Here is a 16,298-nt window from a genome sequence, read left to right as displayed (position 1 = left end):
CCATCGAGTGCCGAACTTACGTGCGCGACAGGCCGTGGGGGTATCGCGCCGGTGCCCGCTGCGGCGCCGCGAGGACTCACCTGTGCACAGCCGAGTCCGTTTGACCCTGTTTTTGACCCTGCTTCGTACGGCGCAGCACGGGCTCGGGGAGGTCACCGACCACCAGGTGGGCGAGGACGACCTCGTACAGGTCGCTGCCCGAGGCGAGGAGCTGGCGTTCCAGGACGGGTTCCGCGCTGCGGACGTGCTCGCGCACCGTCTGGGCGTGCACGCCGAGGTCCTGGGCGGCCCGTTCGGCGTTCGCGCCGGCGCCGATCCAGGCGCGCAGGGTGCCGCGCAGGTCCCGTCCGTCGTGGGTCAGCCGGTCCAGCAGGTCATGGGCCCAGGTGCGGATCGCGGAACCGGCGAGCAGGGCGCCGAGCCGGACGGCGGGCGGCCCTGCGGCCGGTCCCGGGCCGCCGGGCACGGCGCAGCCCGCCTGGATGTTCAGCGCCAGATGGACGGTGGCACGGACGGCGAGGTCGGAGAAGTCGGTGTCCAGCAGCGTCTCGACGCGGTCCATGCGGGCCCGTACCGTGTTGCGGCTGACGCCGAGCACCTTGGCCGCGCTGACCGCGGTGTACTCAAGGCCCAGCCGGGTGGTGGCGAGCAGTTCGGCCCTGGTGTGGTGGGGCAGGGTGTCCAGCGGGCGCAGCACGTCGGCGGACCAGGCGCGCAGCGCGGCGAGGTCCATCAGCGTCTCCGGGTGCGTGCGTTCGGCGTAGACGGCCGCCTGCTCGGGGCGGAAATGGGCGACGGCGAGGGCGCTGATGGCCTGCCCGTAGGCGAGGGCGGTCTGGGCGAGGCTCTGCCGGACGCTGCCGCCGAGATAGGTGCCGGGGCGGCGGTCGACCAGCGGGCGCAGCCGCTCCTCCGCCGTGGCGGCGGGGCTGAGGACGATGACGTGCCGGTCCATCGCGGGGCAGCGCACGACGAGGGCCCGGCCGCCGGTCGCCTCTATGCACTCGTCGACGAGCCCGTCCCGTTCCTCGGCGGCCCCCTCGACGACATACACGCTGGCGGTGTCGGTGTCGAGCAGGCCGGGCCACAGGCCCGCGGCGACCCGGCGGGCGGCGACGGTGTCCTCCACCATCAGCAGTTGCAGGATGGCCAGCCGCAGGTCGGCGGTGGCCCGGCTGAGCCGCCGCCCGGCGGCCGTCAGTTCGCGTTCGCGCAGCAGGAGTTCGACGACCGGGGCGGTGCGGGCCACGATCTCCGCGCTGCGCCGGTCGAAGGGGATGGCGCGGGCCACGGCCAGCACGCCCGTCGCATCCCGGAACGGTCCGCGGTGGCGCACCGCGACCAGGCGGACGTGCCGCCCGCCGTCCGCCACCGCGGCGGACGAGATCCGGCCGCTCACCACGTCCGCGACCAGCGGCTCGGGGAGCGGCACCGGTTCGCCGGCGAGTACGGCTCCGGCGTCGTCCCGCAGGCAGACGGTGCCGTCCACGTTCCGTGCGAGCCAGTCGACGACCCGGCTCAGGTCTCGTCCGGTGGACCGCAGCTGGTCGAGGAGTTCCCCGGCCCAGGCGGCGTCCTCGCCGTGCGTCGTCCGTGTCTGCGGGCCCTCGTCCGCCAGGCCGGCCATCTCGCGCTTCTCCTCGTCCATCCCGTTGGCCTCGGTCTACGGAGAGCGACGCTACCCGACGCACGGCCCGGGTTCCGCCTGCCCGGCGGCCGACCTTGTTCTCCGCCGGCGGTCCCGGGGGACGGACCGCCGGCGGAGCAGGCCGACTCGGGCCGGGGGGTGGGTCCCGAGCGGCACGCCCGTCGCCTTCCCCGCCGAACCCGACCCATGCCTACGGCTGTCCGCCGGGAAACACCACCGCCGGCGCAGGCGGCGCGGGACGCCCGGGTGAGCCCCGTTCGGGGGAGGCGGACGGGATCCGGGTCAGAGACCGCCGGGAGTGGCGACGGGTGAGCGAGCCGAGTGTGCGCCCGTGGACGGGAGCCGACGGCGTCCGGCTCACCGTCGGCCGGGGAACATCCGAGCCACACACGCCCGCCCCGGCCCCTCGGCTCCCGCCCCCGCACACACCGCCACCCTCACCCCTCCGCCCGGCCACACAGCACCACGCCACCACCCGCACCACCCGACACCAGCCCCGACCCGCCCCCACACTGCGCAGCCCCCGCACACACCCCCACCCCCACCCCTCCGCCCGGCCACACAGCACCACGCCACCACCCGCACCACCCGACCCCGACCCGGACCCGCCCCCGCACGCCCGGCCGCCGCACTACGCCGCCCACCGGCACCCGCCGCGCCACCACCGGTCCTCCCCCACACCTCTCCCACATCTCCACCGTTCCGCTCCCCGTCGCGCAGCGCGAGGCACGGGGTGGGTGGTGCCGGGGGGGTGCGGGGGTGGGGGACGGCTTAAGCTCGGCGGATGGCGAAGTACTTCGACGTGCACCCCGACAATCCGCAGCCGCGCAGCATCGCCCAGATCGCCGACGCGGTGCGCTCAGGTGCCCTCATCGCGTACCCCACCGACTCCTGCTACGCCCTGGGGTGCCGGCTCGGCAGCCGTGACGGCATGGACCGGATCCGTTCGATCCGCCGCCTCGACGACCGGCACCACTTCACCCTGATGTGCCGGGACTTCGCGCAGCTCGGCCAGTTCGTACGCGTGGACAACGATGTGTTCCGGGCCGTGAAGGCGTCGACGCCGGGCAGCTACACCTTCATCCTCCCCGCGACCAGGGAGGTGCCGCGCAAGCTGCTGCACCCCAAGAAGAAGACCGTGGGCGTGCGCATCCCGGACCACGTGGTCACCCAGGCGCTGCTCGCCGAACTCGGCGAACCGCTGCTGTCCAGCACGCTGCTGCTGCCCGACGAGGACGAGCCGCTGACCCAGGGCTGGGAGATCAAGGACCGGCTCGACCACGTGGTGGACGCGGTGGTCGACTCCGGGGACTGCGGCACGGAGCCGACCACCGTGGTCGACTTCTCCGGCGGTGAGGCCGAGGTGGTGCGGCGGGGAGCGGGCGACCCGGCACGCTTCGAGTGAGCCGGGACGGGCCGGGCCCGCCGGACGGGACCGACCTGATCCCGCGTGACAGCATGGCCGGTACACGCACCGCCGGGGGCACGCCCGTTCCCCGGCGACCACCCCGCGCAGGGAGGCGACCACGCCATGACCGCCGTACAGGGAACGACCGTGGACATCCCGACCGAGGACGGCGTCGCCGATGCCTATCTGGTCCATCCCGGTGACGAGCGTCCCCGTCCGGCCGTCCTGTTCTTCCAGGACGCGTTCGGGCTGCGCCCGCATCTGCGGTCGATGGCCGACCGGCTGGCCGCGGCCGGCTACACGGTTCTGCTGCCCAATGTGTTCTACCGGCACGGGCGCGTCCCCGTGGTCGAGTTGCCCGAGTTCATCGACCCGGCCCAGGACCCGGCCATCTGGGGCCGGATCGGCCCGGTCATGCGGTCGCTGACGCCCGGCCTCGCGATGCGGGACGCGGGTGCCTGGCTGCGGTTCCTCGCCGACAGCCCGCTCGCGGCCGACGGCCCGGTCGCGGTGACCGGCTACTGCATGGGTGCCCGGCTGGCCCTGCTGACCGCTGGGACCTGTCCGCAGCGGGTCGCGGCGGTCGCCGGGTTCCACGGCGGGCAGCTGGCCACCGAGGACCCGGACAGCCCGCACCTGGTCGCCGAACACATCACCGCCGAGGCGTACTTCGGCCACGCCGACCAGGACTCCTCGCTGCCCTTCGAGCAGATCCGGCGGCTGGAGGACGCGCTGACCGCGGCGGGCGTACGCCACCGGTGCGAGGTCTACCCGGGCGCCCAGCACGGGTACACCCAGGCGGACACCCCGGCCTACGACCGGGAGGCGGACGAGCGGCACTGGGCCGCGCTGCTCGACCTGCTGGAGCGGACCTTGTGAGACGCGCCGCGGGGCCCGTGACACCCACGGGCACCCGCGGACTTCGCCCGCCACATTGACATGGTCGCGTCTCGACGCAACGCTGAGAGCGCTCTCAGACAGGTACGGACCAAGCCCGTACGACCCCGACCCCACACGGAGGTGGAGAGTGCTCGTACGACTCACGCGCCCCACGCTGTCCCTGGCGGCGGCGACCGCCCTGGTCGGCGCGCTGCTCGCGCTCGGCGCACCGGACCGGGCCGCCGCCGCGGTGCCGGACACGATCACCCTGACGGTGACCAACAACTCCGGCCGCACCGACCCGGTGTACCTCTACGACATCGGCACCCAGCTCTCCACGGGACAGCAGGGCTGGGCCGACGCGAACGGCACGTTCCACGCCTGGCCCGCGGGCGGCAACCCGCCGACTCCCGCCCCCGACGCGGCGATTCCCGGACCCGCCGCGGGGCAGTCGACGACGATCCGGATCCCCAAGTTCTCCGGCCGGATCTACTTCTCCTACGGCCAGAAGCTCGTGTTCAAGCTGACCACCGGCGGACTCGTGCAGCCGGCCGTGCAGAACCCCAGCGACCCCAACCGGGACATCCTGTTCAACTGGTCCGAGTACACGCTCAACGACGCGGGGCTGTGGCTCAACAGCACCCAGGTCGACATGTTCTCGGTGCCGTACGCGGTCGGCGTGCGGCGCGCGGACGGCGGGGTGAGCACCACCGGTCACCTCAAGCCGGGCGGCTACAAAGGGGTGTTCGACGGGCTGCGCGGTCAGCCGGGCGGCTGGGGCGGCCTGATCCAGACCCGCTCCGACGGCACCGTGCTGCGCGCGCTCTCGCCCGGGCACGGCCTGGAGACCGGCGCGCTCCCCGCGTCCGCCATGGACGACTATGTCAATCGGGTCTGGAACAAGTACGCCACCTCGACGCTCACGGTCACGCCGTTCGGCGACCAGCCGAACACCAAGTACTACGGCCGGGTCTCGGGCGGCGTCATGAACTTCACGAACGGCTCCGGCGCGGTGGTGACGAGCTTCCAGAAGCCGGACGCGGACAGCGTGTTCGGCTGCCACAAGCTGCTGGACGCGCCCAACGACGCGGTGCGCGGCCCGATCTCCCGCACGCTGTGCGCGGGATTCAACCGGTCCACGCTGCTGACGAACCCCAACCAGCCCGGCACCGACCCGGCGGGCTTCTACCAGGACGGGGTGACGAACCACTACGCGCGGCTCATCCACGGGCAGATGGCCGACGGCAAGGCGTACGCGTTCGCCTTCGACGACGTCGGCAACCAGGAGTCGCTGGTGCACGACGGCGGACCGCAGCAGGCGTATCTCACGCTGGATCCGCTCAGTTGACGCGGGCGGCGTCCCGCGCGCGGAGCGGTTGCGCGCGCGGGACGCCGGCTGCGCCGCGTCAGCCGGTCGTGACGGCGGTGTCGTCCACCACGAAGCTGGTCTGGTAGAGGGAGTCCTCCGCTCCGGTGAACTTCAGGGTGACCGTCGAGCCCGCGAAGGAGGACAGGTCGAAGGTCTTCTGGCTGTAGCCGGAGGCGGCGTTGAGGTTCGAGTACGTCGCCAGGGTCGTCGAACCGGCGGTCACCGTCAGCTTGTCGTACTGAGTGCTGGTGGTGGTCTCGGCGGTGTCGATGTGCAGGTAGAAGGTGAACGTCGCCTTGCAGCCGGCCGGGACGGTCACCGACTGGGACAGCGTGTCGGTGTGCGTGCTGCCGTAGCCGTCCAGCCACGCCTTGTACGAGCCGGTGCGGGCCGCCTGCCCACTGGCGTTGGTGATCACGCCGCTGGTCGCGGTCCAGGTGGTGCTGCCCGACTCGAAGCCCGGGTTGCCGAGCAGTTGGGCCGAGGTGCAGCCGCCGCCGGAACCCACCGTCCAGGTGAAGGAGGCCGTGCCCTTGGCGCCCGTGGAGTCGGTCACCGTGACGGTCGTGCTGTAGCTGCCCGCCGTCGTGGGCGTGCCGGAGATCAGACCGGTCGAGCCGTTGACCGACAGGCCCGCGGGCAGTCCGGTGGCCGCGTAGGACAGGGAACCGCCGTTGGTGCTGCTCGCCGACACCTGGAGGTTCACGGCGGTGCCCACGGTGGAGGTCTGGTTGCCCGGGTTGGTCACCGTGACCCCGTTGCCCGGCGGGGTGATGTGGCCGCCCACGCCGATGCCGGCGAAGGCGTTGCCCACCCCGGCGTACTGGGTGGAGTTCGTGCCGTACAGGGCGGCGGCCGCGTTGAGGGCGGCGGTGCGGGCCCCGGCGTAGTTGGTGCTCGACGTCATGTACGTGGTGAGCGCCTTGTACCAGATCTGCAGGGCCGCGGCCCGGCCGATGCCGGTGACGGCCACGCCGTCGGCGGTCGGGCTGTCGTAGGTGACGCCGTTGATGCTCTTGCTGCCGCTGCCCTCGGAGAGCAGGTAGAACATGTGGTTCGCCGGACCCGATGAGTAGTGCACGTCCAGGCTGCCGATGCCCGAGTACCAGCTGTCCTTGGAGGCGCCGTCCTTGCTGGGCTTGTCCATGTAGCGCAGCGGGGTGCCGTTGCCGTTGATGTTGATCTTCTCGCCGATGAGGTAGTCGCCGACGTCGGAGGCGTTGCCGGCGTAGAACTCCACGCCGGTGCCGAAGATGTCGGACGTGGCCTCGTTCAACCCGCCGGACTCACCCGAGTAGTTGAGGTTCGCGGTGTTGGAGGTGACGCCGTGGCTCATCTCGTGGCCGGCCACGTCCAGCGAGGTCAGCGCGTGGGTGCCGCCGGAGCCGTCGCCGTAGGTCATGCAGAAGCAGCTGTCGTCCCAGAAGGCGTTGACGTAGTTCGTGCTGTAGTGGACGCGGGAGTAGGCGGCCACGCCGTCGTTCCTGATGCCGCTGCGGCCGAAGGTGTTCTTGTAGAAGTCCCAGGTCTCCTGGGCACCGTAGGCGGCGTCGGCGCCGGCGGTCTGGGTGTTGGACCCGGACCCGGTGCCCCAGACGTCGTCGGCGTCGGTCATCAGGGTGCCGGTGCCCGAGGTGCCGTTGTTGAGGCTGTAGGTCCTGTGGCCGCCGCGGGTGGTGTCGTACAGCTGGTACGTCGAGCCGGACAGCGTGGTGCCCAGCGTGACGGTGCCGCTGTACTGGGTGTTCCCGGTGCCCGTCTTGATCGCCTGGTACCGGTGGAGTTCCCGGCCGGTGCCGGCGTCGGTGATGACGTGCAACTGGCTGGGCGTGCCGTCGTCCTGGAGGCCGCCGATCACGGTCTCCCAGGCGAGCCTGGGCGTGCCGCTGCCGGCCCAGATCACCTTGCGGGCGCTGTCGGCGGCCGGCTGCCGGGCGTCGAGGGCGCGGGCGGCCTTGAGCGCCTTGGTCTCGGCGGCCGACTTGGTGAGGGTCGTGGTCGTGGAGGCCACCTTGATGGTGCGTTCGGTGTTGAAGGTGGTGCTCACGGTGCCGGCGGCCACGGAGGCCGGCGGGGTGTGCACGACGAGGTCGCCGCCGAGGACCGGGAGCCCGTCGTAGGTGCGCTCGTAACGGGTGTGCACGGTGCCGTCGTTGTCCTTGACGACATCCTTGACGACCAGTTTCTCCTTGGCGCCGAGACCGAGGGTGCGGGCCGTCGCGGCGGTGTGCTGCCGGGCGTCCTTGATCAGCGTGTGCTGCTGGGCCGGGGTGAGCCGTGCCTCCAGGCCGCCGGTGCGCAGCGGGCTGGGGTGCGGGGCGGCGGGCTGGGCGCCCGCCGGGACGGCCTGGACGCCGACGGCGAGGAAGGCGGCGGCGGAGACCAGGGCCGCCGCGACCATGGACGGTCTGTGAGGAAGGGGTCTCACTCGTACTCCTACTGCTGCGGCCGCCGGGGCGCGGCCGGTGACAGACCGGGCAGACGGATGTGCTGTCCGGGAAGAGCTGAGCCGTGCGGGACCGTGCTCGTGAACCCAGGTGCGGGTCCGGTGCGGGGGGCGAGGAGAGAATTCCAGCTTTGACTCGTCCATGTCATCATGGCGGCCGCATTCGAGGGTTTTCCCTATCCGCAGGTCAACGGCGCACGCGGGACATCCCTACGGGGGCGGTCCGCCCCGGCCGGAACACGCCGAGAAGCCGTCCGCGCTCGGCCCGAGGACGGCGCGGGCCGCCCGCACCGGTGTGCTCAGCCAAGTGATCACACGCCCGCAATGTTCGCCTGCCACAATCGGGACGGAACTGACGTACGACCGCCGGAGGAGCCCGTGCCGCCCACCGACCGCCCGCTGCGCAAGCTGGGCTTCCTGACGATCGGCCTGTTCGACGCGGACGATCCGGGCCGGGGCCACGAGTCCACGCTGGAGATCATCGAGCTGGGGGAACGGCTGGGCTTCGACAGCGCCTGGGTGCGCCACCGCCATCTGCAGTACGGCATCTCGTCGCCGGTCGCCGTCCTCGCGGCCGCCTCGCAGCGCACCAGCCGGATCGAACTGGGCACCGCGGTCACCCCGTTGGGCTGGGAGAACCCGCTGCGCCTCGCCGAGGACCTGGCGACGGTCGACATCCTGTCCGGCGGGCGTCTCAACCCGGGCGTGAGCGTGGGCCCGCCGATGCACTACGACCAGGTGAAAGAGGCCCTGTACCCGGACACGGCGGACGCCGAGGACTTCAGCCACCAACGGGTGCGCAGACTGCTGGACTTCGTGCGCGGCAGACCGGCCACCGACTTCGGCGGGGTCGAGGGGTTCGAGGTGTTCTCGCAGGTGGTGCAGCCGCACTCCCCCGGGCTCGGCAGCCGCCTGTGGTACGGCGCGGGCAGCCTGCGCTCGGCGCGCTGGGCGGGCGAGCACGGCATGAACCTCCTGACGAGCAGCGTCGTCAAGGCCGAGGAGCCCGAGGAGAGCCGGGACTTCGCCGAGATCCAGCTGTCCCACATCCGTGAGTTCCGCGCCCACCACCCCGACGGTGACGCGGCCCGTGTCTCCCAGGGCCTGGTGGTGATCCCCACCGACTCCGCGACGCCCGGGCAGCGCGCCAAGTACGCCGAGTACGCGGCGCGGCGCCTGCCCCGCACGGCGTCCCCGCAGGGGCCCGCGCGGCTGCTGTTCGCGCCCGACCTGGTGGGCAGTTCGGCCGAGATCGCCGAACGGCTGCACGCGCACGCCGCGTTCCGCGAGGTCGACGAGGTGGCGTTCGCGCTGCCCTTCACCTTCGACCACGAGGACTACGTGCAGATCCTCACCGACATGGCGACCCTGCTCGGGCCCGCGCTCGGCCGCCCGGCCACCGCCTGACTCACCAACGGCCGGGCCGGGTACCGGTGATCGGCTCCGACGGCCTGCCGTCCACGCCCACCGGCACCTCACCGGCGAGCATGACCCGGTGCATGGTCCGCGTGCAGCCCAGGTGGGCGTTGTCCGACGGCGCGAGGTGGATGGTGGCCCGGTTGTCCCAGAAGGCCACGCTGCCCGGCTCCCAGCGGAAGCGGACCGTGTACTCGGGCCGTACCGCCTGGGCCAGCAGCATCTCCAGCAGCGCCGCGCTCTCCGGCCGGGAGACGTCCACGATGCGTTCGACGTAGTAGCCGTTGACGTACAGCACCCGCTCGCCCGTCTGAGGGTGCACCCGCACCAGCGGGTGCACGGAGGCCACCTGATGGTCCAGCAGATGACGCAGATAGGCGTCGTCGCCCGGGCGGGACTGGTAGCCGACGCCCAGCCGGTGCTCGGCGCGCAGGGTGTCGGCGAAGGCACGCACCGGCGCCGACAGCCCGGCGTAGGCGGCGGCCAGATTGGACCAGGTGGTGTCGCCTCCGTAGGGCGGGACGGTCTCGGCGCGCAGGATCGTCGCGGCGGGCGGGTCGATCCGCGCCCCGTGGTCGCAGTGCCAGCCGCGCAGCAGGGTGTGCCGGCGCCGGTCCAGCCATTCCTCGTGCTCCATGCCGAACCGGCCGCCCAGCTCAAGCCGGTCGGCGGTGGTCTCCACCTCCGGGTACCGGGCCGGCGAGGCGCTGCCGCGCCGCCCGAGCACCACCGGCTCGCCGAACCGGCGCGCGAAGGCGACATGGCCGGCGTGGTCCAGGCGCTGTCCGCGGAAGAACACCACCTTCCAGCGCAGCACCGCCTCCCGGATCAGGGCGACCTCCGCGGCGTCGAGGCCGACCGCCAGGTCGACGCCCGTGATCTCGGCTCCGATGTGCCCGGCGACCGGTCGCACCTCGATTCCGGCGACCGGTTCCGCCTGCCGTCCCGTGCCCTTGTCCGTCGTCATGGCCCCGTCCCAGCCGTCCGGTTGATCACGGCCCACCCTATCCGTGACGCTGGGTGTACGACACAGCGTGTACGACACAGCCGACGGAAGGTCCCACCGTGATCAGCATTCCGACGCAACCGCTCAACGACGGTACGGCGCTCCCGGCCCTCGGGCTCGGCACCTGGCCGATGAGCGACGCCGAGGCCGAGGAGGCGGTGCGCGGCGCGCTGGCGGCCGGCTACCGCCTCGTGGACACCGCGACGAACTACCGCAACGAATCGGGGGTCGGCCGGGGCATCGCGAGCAGCGGCGTGCCCCGTGAGGAGGTCGTGGTGACGACGAAGCTGCCGGGGCGCCACCACGGGTACGAGGAGACCCTGGCCTCCTTCGAGGAGTCCCGGCGCCGGCTCGGTGTGGAGTACGTCGACCTGTATCTGATCCACTGGCCGCTGCCCCGGGTCGGCAAGTACGTCGACGCCTGGCGGGCCATGATCAAGCTGCGCGAGGACGGACTCGTCCGTTCCATCGGCGTCTCCAACTTCACCGCCGAGCACATCGGGCAGCTGGAGGAGAAGACGGGGGTGCTGCCGTCCGTCAACCAGATCGAGCTGCATCCCCTCTTCCCGCAGGACGCCCTGCGCGCCTTCCACGCGGGCAAGGGCATCGTCACTGAGAGCTGGAGCCCGCTCGGCCGGGACGTGCGGCTGCTCACCGACCCGGCCGTCGTGGCGGTAGCCGACGCGCTCGGGGTGACGCCCGCCCAGGCGGTGCTGCGCTGGCACGTCCAGCTGAGCGCCGTACCCATTCCGAAGTCGGCCGACCCGGCCCGGCAGCGCGCGAACCTGGATGTGTTCGGCTTCGAGCTGAGCGACGCCCAGATGTCCGCGATCGCTGACCGCGCGCACCGACGCCTGGGCGGCAACCCCGAAACCCACGAGGAGTTCTGAACGCCCCGCCCCGTCAGGGGCGCGAGGGCCCGACATCGACCCCGGCACGCCCCCTCAGGGGCGCGGGGAACTGCGCGACCAGCCACGACCCACCCGCAGCCACGAACAGCACAGGCCCCCCCCCCACGCGGCGACGAACGCCGAGCCCGGCACGCCCCCTCAGGGGCGCGGGGAACTGCGCGACCAGCCACGACCCACCCGCAGCCACGAACAGCACAGGCCCCCCCACGCGGCGACGAACGCCGAGCCCGGCACGCCCCCTCAGGGGCGCGGGGAACTGCGCGACCAGCCACGACCCACCCGCAGCCGCAAACGGCGATGGCGCCCCCGGGCGATGGCGAAAGACGGTCCGGATCAGGTTGGCGTCAGTCGGGCAGTGACGGGTACCCGGCGGGAGCCAGTCGCACGGAAGGGAGCCGCGCGTGGGCAGCGACGACCGGCTGCGGACGTACCGCGGCAAGCGGGACTTCGGGCGGACCCGTGAGCCGCGGGGCGCGGCGGCCCGCGGCGGCGAACAGCCCCGGTTCGTGGTCCAGATCCACGACGCGCGCCGGATGCACTTCGACTTCCGGTTGCAGGTCGACGACGTGCTGAAGTCCTGGTCGGTGCCGAAGGGCCCGTCCGGCGATCCGCGGGACAAGCGGCTCGCCGTGCCGACCGAGGACCATCCGCTGGAGTACGAGGACTTCGAGGGCGTCATCCCGCGGGGCGAGTACGGGGGCGGGACGGTGATCGTCTGGGACCGCGGGACGTACGAACCGCTCAGCCACGACCGTGCCGGGCGGCCCGTCGACTTCGCCCGCTCGCTGGCGGACGGGCACGCCACGTTCCGGCTGCACGGCACCAAGCTGCGCGGCGAGTACGCGCTGACCCGGTTCCGCGGGCGCGACGGGGAGGACGCCTGGCTGCTGGTCCGCAAGGGCCCGGGCACGTCCTCGGGGCACGGCACGCCCGACCCGCGCCGGGCCCGCTCGGTCCGCACCGGCCGGACCCTCGCCCAGGTGGCCGCTGACGACGGCTCCCCGGCCCGGTGATCACTGCTCGGGCAGCGGCTGCTCCGCCCAGATCGTCTTGCCGCCGCCCGTCTGCCGGCTGCCCCAGCGCTGGGTGAGCTGGGCGACCAGCAGCAGTCCCCGGCCGCCCTCGTCGAAGGCGTGCGCACGGCGCAGATGCGGGGAGGTGGAGCTGCCGTCGGAGACCTCGCAGATGAGCGCGCGGTCGCGGATCAGCCGCAGCTGGATGGGGGACGCGCCGTAGCGGATCGCGTTGGTGACCAGTTCGCTGACGACGAGTTCGGTGACGAAGGCGGTCTCCTGAAGGCCCCAGGCGGTCAGCCGGTCGATCACCGCCTCCCGGGCGGTGCCCACGTGCGCGGGGTCGGCCGGCACGTCCCAGGTGGCCACGCGGTCGGCGCCGAGCGCCCGGGTACGGGCCAGCAGCAGGGCCACGTCGTCGCCGGGCTGCTCGTCGAGGACCGCCTTCAGCAGCCGGTCGCACAGAGCGTCGGTCGTGTCCGCGGGCGTGGTCAGGGCCCGCAGCAGCCTTCCGGTCGCCCGGTCCACATCGAGGTCGCGGCCCTCGACGAGGCCGTCGGTGTACAGGGCGACGAGCGAGCCCTCCGGCAGTTCCAGCTCCGTCGCCTCGAACGGCAGACCGCCGACGCCCAGCGGCGGCCCCGCCCGCATCGGTACGAGTTCCGCCGCGGCGCCGGGCAGTACGACGGCCGGCGCCGGGTGGCCGGCGGCGGCCAGCGACAGCCGGCGCGAGACCGGGTCGTAGACGGCGTACAGGCAGGTGGCGCCCAGCTCGGCGACCTCTTTGCCGTCGCCGTCCGCGGCGAGGTGGGTGACCAGGTCGTCCAGGTGGGTCAGCAGTTCGTCGGGGGCGAGGTCCACGTCGGCCAGGGTCCGTACGGCCGTGCGCAGCCGTCCCATGGTCGCCGAGGACTGGATGCCGTGCCCCACGACGTCGCCGACGACCAGCGCGACCCGGCTGCCCGACAGGGGTATCACATCGAACCAGTCACCGCCGATGCCCGCCAGCGACCCGCAGGGCAGATAGCGGTGGGCCACGTCGACCGCGGCCTGTGGGGGCAGTCCGCTGGGCAGCAGGCTGTGCTGGAGGGCGAGCGCGGTGTGGCGTTCGCGGGCGAAGCGGCGGGCGTTGTCGATGCAGACCGCGGCGCGGCTGGCCAGTTCCTCGGCGAACGCGGCGTCGTCGCCGCCGTAGTCCTCCGGGTGGCCCATGCGCACGGCCACCGCCACGCCGAGTGTGGTGCCGCGGGCCCGCAGCGGCACCGCCAGCATCGAGTGGACGCCCTTGCGGTGCGGCCTGCCCTCGGGGGAGCGCGCGTTGCGATCGTCGACCCACCGGCCGAACTCCGGGTCGCCGCCCTGGCCGAACACCACCCGGCCCTCGCGCAGGGCCCTGGCCGGCGGGGAGAACGGCGGGCAGGGGTCCTGGTCCCCGACGCGCACGGCGGCCTCCGGGGTGCCCGGCGTGGCGGAGCCGTGTGCGACGCGGCGCAGCACCAGGTCCGTGTGCGGCACCCGCGGGGGCTGCTCGTCGGTGCCGAGCACCCAGTCCAGCAGGTCCACGCTGGCGAAGTCGGCGAACCGCGGGACCAGGACGGCGATGAGTTCCTGGGCGGTGCGTACGACGTCCAGGGTGGTGCCGATGCCGGTCGCCGCCTCGTTCAGCAGGGCCAGCCGCCGCCGGGCCCAGTACTGCTCGCTGCTGTCGCACGCGGCCAGGGCGACGCCGGTCAGCTCGCCCGACGCGTCCCTGAGCGGCCACATCTCGATGTCCCAGGCCTGCTCCCGGTCCAGGGCGGGCGCGCCCGTGAAGGTCTCGTAGCGGACCGGCGCGCCGGTCTCGGTGACCCGGCGCAGATGGCTGAGGAAGCCGCGGGTGTGCTCGTTGTCCTCCAGGGTGTCCGGGTAGTACCGGCCGAGCAGCGCCTCCTCGGGGATGCCGAGCACCTGGCAGGCCTTCTCGTTGAGGCGGAGGTAGCGCTGGCGGGTGTCGAAGACCGACATGGACATGGACGCCTGCTCGAAGGCGTGCTCGGCCAGACCGGGTCCGGGCCGGGCCGCGGTGACCACGTGCCCGCCGGGCCGCCCGGCCGGGCCGAGCACGGGGCGGGCCGTCAGCGCCAGCTCCATACGGTGGCCGTCGCGGTGCCGCAGGGCGACGACCCCGGTCTGCGCCTCGAAGGTCCCCGGTGGCATCCGCTCGGCGAGCAGTCGGGCCGCCGGCCTGCCCACGATCTCCTCGGCCCGGTGGCCGGTCAGCTTCTGCGCGCCCTCGCTCCACGCGGTGACGATCCCGAGGGCATCGATCACCGCCGTGGCCACGAGATGCTCCATATGCCCCAGGATGATCCCATCGGCGCCGCGCATCAAGCGGGGTGCTCGCGCTGGGCGTGGGCGACAGCGGGCTGGGCACGCCCTTCGTCTGCCGCGCCGTCGTGGTCGCTCGCGCAGTTCCCCGCGCCCCCTTCGGGGCACGATCCTCGTCGCGGTAGCGCCGCCAAGCGGACAACCGGACAGGCACACCCTTCGTCTGCCGCGCCGTCGTGGCCGCTCGCGCAGTTCCCCGCGCCCCTTCCGGGCACGACCCCCCTCGCAGAAGCGCGCCAAACGGACAACCGGACAGGCACACCCTTCGCCTGCCGCGCCGTCGTGGCCAGTCGCGCAGTTCCCCGCGCCCCTTTGGGGCACGATCCTCGTTGCGGTAGCGCCGCCAAGCGGACAACCGGACAGGGACACCCTTCGGCTGCCGCGGGGCCGTGGTCGGTCGCGCAGTTCCCCGCGTCTCCTTTGCGTCAGGGTGGGGTGTTGCCCGGCTCGGTGGGGTCGTCCTCGGCGGAGTGGGTGAGGAAGTCGTCGACCATGCGGTGGAAGAGGGTGGCGAGCTGCCGCAGTTCCTCGGGCGTCCAGTCGGCCAGCGCGACCTGCATGCCCCGCGCCCCGGCGTCCCGGACCCGGCCGATGGCGTCCCGGCCGGCGTCGGTCAGCTCGATCCGCTGGGCGCGGCGGTCGTCCGGGTCGGGGACGCGGCTGACATAGCCGGCCCTCTGGAGTTGCTGCACCGTGCGCGTCACATGGGACGCCTCGACGCCGAGCCGCTGGGCCAGTTCGCCGGGCCGCAGCGGCTCGGCGTCCACGATCTGCCGCAGCAGCGCCACCGCGGCGCGGTCCAGCGGCACCCCGGCCAGCGCCATCAGCCGGTCGTGCTGCCGGGCCCGGGTGCTCAGATACGTGATGCGCGAGAGCGCGCGCTCGATCTCGACGACCTCGGCGGAGGCGGCGGGAGCGCCGGGCGGCGGTTTCGTGGACATGCTCGCCACTTTACCATGTCGTTGCGTAACTCAAGTAATTCGGAGGGCCCGCACGGCGTCCGCGACCGCGGCGGGGGCGGGCGCTGCGTCCCGGGCACGTCCCGGGCGTCCCGCGGGACGCGGGAACGGCATCCTGACTGGTCGTCACGGAAACGCTGGCTGTCGTGATCACGGCTCGTGGTCACGAGAACGACAGCCCGGAGGTTTCCATGATCCGACGGACCGTGAAGAGCGGCCTGCTGGCCACCGTCGCGGTGTTCGCCCTCCTGCCCACGGCGGCGTCGGCCGCCGACGCGGGCCGGACGGCACCGCTGCCCGCACCGGCCGCCGCGGCCCAGTCCGCCCTCTCGTCAGTGCTGCCCGCCCCCGCCCGGCACAACCCGGCGCGGCACGGCGCCGAGCACCGGCGGCACCACTGGCACCACTCGCACCAGGGACACCACCGGCACCACGCCACGCACCGGGTGCACGGCATCGCCCTGCGAACCGCGTACCGGCAGGGACCGTCCGCCACGGGACGGGTGGCCACCCACCACGGACGCGTGGCCACCCACCACGTCCGGCTGAACGTCCGCTCCGGACCGGGCACCGGGTACCGCGTGGTCGGTCACCGGCACGTCAACCGGCTCGTGACGATCACCTGCAAGACGCATGGTTCATGGGTCTCGGGCAACCGGACCTGGTACCGGCTGGCGCACCACAAGGGCTACGTCTCCGCGCGCTACGTGCGGGTCGGCACCGCCGTGCCGTGGTGCTGACGGCTCCGGCCCGCCGCACGCCCTGACCACCGAAGGCCCGTTCGGGAACCCCGCGTTCCCGAACGGGCCTTCGGTCTGTCGCCACCTCACCCCTCTTCTGCCACAGACCGGTTGGGCCGCCGTGCGGCCGGGAAGC

The 16,298-nt window shown here is 73.1% G+C and carries 12 protein-coding genes; 7 read left to right on the top strand and 5 right to left on the bottom strand.

From position 1 onward, the window contains the following. Positions 1 to 76: 76 nt before the first annotated feature. Entirely contained in the window at positions 77 to 1,627 is a 1,551-nt protein-coding gene (locus tag ACIRFL_RS16105; protein ID WP_404028980.1) for a helix-turn-helix domain-containing protein, read from the bottom strand. 805 nt (positions 1,628 to 2,432) lie between these two features. Here ACIRFL_RS16105 and ACIRFL_RS16100 point away from each other — a divergent pair. The 3 genes from ACIRFL_RS16100 to ACIRFL_RS16090 all read left to right on the top strand — a co-directional run bounded on the left by ACIRFL_RS16100 (position 2,433) and on the right by ACIRFL_RS16090 (position 5,283). Next, complete coding sequence (locus tag ACIRFL_RS16100) at positions 2,433 to 3,053, top strand: L-threonylcarbamoyladenylate synthase (RefSeq protein ID WP_404028736.1); 621 nt, start codon at positions 2,433 to 2,435, stop codon at positions 3,051 to 3,053. A gap of 126 nt (positions 3,054 to 3,179) precedes the next feature. Beyond that, on the top strand, positions 3,180 to 3,935 hold the full coding sequence (locus ACIRFL_RS16095) for a dienelactone hydrolase family protein (protein WP_404028734.1): 756 nt from the start codon (positions 3,180 to 3,182) through the stop codon (positions 3,933 to 3,935). Between the two features lie 148 nt (positions 3,936 to 4,083). Beyond that, a complete protein-coding gene (locus ACIRFL_RS16090) occupies positions 4,084 to 5,283 on the top strand; it encodes a glycoside hydrolase family 64 protein (protein WP_404028732.1) in 1,200 nt (399 codons plus the stop codon). A gap of 58 nt (positions 5,284 to 5,341) precedes the next feature. On the opposite strand, the gene ACIRFL_RS16085 is transcribed toward ACIRFL_RS16090, so the two are convergent. Next, on the bottom strand, positions 5,342 to 7,705 hold the full coding sequence (locus ACIRFL_RS16085; RefSeq protein WP_404028978.1) for a M4 family metallopeptidase: 2,364 nt from the start codon (positions 7,703 to 7,705) through the stop codon (positions 5,342 to 5,344). Positions 7,706 to 8,128: 423 nt separating this feature from the next. Between ACIRFL_RS16085 and ACIRFL_RS16080 the strand changes: the two genes are divergently transcribed. After that, positions 8,129 to 9,157: an LLM class flavin-dependent oxidoreductase gene (locus ACIRFL_RS16080; RefSeq protein ID WP_404028729.1), complete on the top strand. Its 1,029-nt coding sequence runs from the start codon at positions 8,129 to 8,131 to the stop codon at positions 9,155 to 9,157. Between the two features lies 1 nt (position 9,158). Here ACIRFL_RS16080 and ACIRFL_RS16075 read toward each other — a convergent pair whose 3' ends face one another. Further along, positions 9,159 to 10,133, bottom strand: coding sequence for a TauD/TfdA dioxygenase family protein (locus tag ACIRFL_RS16075; protein ID WP_404028726.1), 975 nt, complete (start codon positions 10,131 to 10,133; stop codon positions 9,159 to 9,161). Between the two features lie 98 nt (positions 10,134 to 10,231). On the opposite strand from ACIRFL_RS16075, the gene ACIRFL_RS16070 reads away from it, so the two are divergent. Both ACIRFL_RS16070 and ACIRFL_RS16065 read left to right on the top strand, forming a co-directional pair. Next, positions 10,232 to 11,062, top strand: coding sequence for an aldo/keto reductase (locus tag ACIRFL_RS16070; RefSeq protein WP_404028723.1), 831 nt, complete (start codon positions 10,232 to 10,234; stop codon positions 11,060 to 11,062). 422 nt (positions 11,063 to 11,484) lie between these two features. After that, positions 11,485 to 12,096 carry a DNA polymerase ligase N-terminal domain-containing protein gene (locus ACIRFL_RS16065; protein WP_404028721.1) on the top strand — a complete coding sequence of 204 codons (612 nt, stop codon included), beginning with the start codon at positions 11,485 to 11,487 and terminating at the stop codon, positions 12,094 to 12,096. On the opposite strand, the gene ACIRFL_RS16060 is transcribed toward ACIRFL_RS16065, so the two are convergent. Both ACIRFL_RS16060 and ACIRFL_RS16055 read right to left on the bottom strand, forming a co-directional pair. Next, on the bottom strand, positions 12,097 to 14,430 hold the full coding sequence (locus ACIRFL_RS16060; RefSeq protein ID WP_404028718.1) for a SpoIIE family protein phosphatase: 2,334 nt from the start codon (positions 14,428 to 14,430) through the stop codon (positions 12,097 to 12,099). Between the two features lie 458 nt (positions 14,431 to 14,888). Further along, complete coding sequence (locus ACIRFL_RS16055) at positions 14,889 to 15,404, bottom strand: MarR family winged helix-turn-helix transcriptional regulator (RefSeq protein WP_404028716.1); 516 nt, start codon at positions 15,402 to 15,404, stop codon at positions 14,889 to 14,891. Between the two features lie 209 nt (positions 15,405 to 15,613). On the opposite strand from ACIRFL_RS16055, the gene ACIRFL_RS16050 reads away from it, so the two are divergent. Further along, entirely contained in the window at positions 15,614 to 16,162 is a 549-nt protein-coding gene (locus tag ACIRFL_RS16050; RefSeq protein WP_404028713.1) for an SH3 domain-containing protein, read from the top strand. The last annotated feature ends 136 nt before the right edge of the window (positions 16,163 to 16,298 follow it).

Origin of the sequence: Streptomyces sp. NPDC102462 (assembly GCF_044765425.1) — a bacterium.
Taxonomy (GTDB): domain Bacteria; phylum Actinomycetota; class Actinomycetes; order Streptomycetales; family Streptomycetaceae; genus Streptomyces.
The sequence above is the reverse complement of the archived record's forward strand: the minus strand, read 5'-3'. Positions and strand labels throughout refer to the sequence as shown.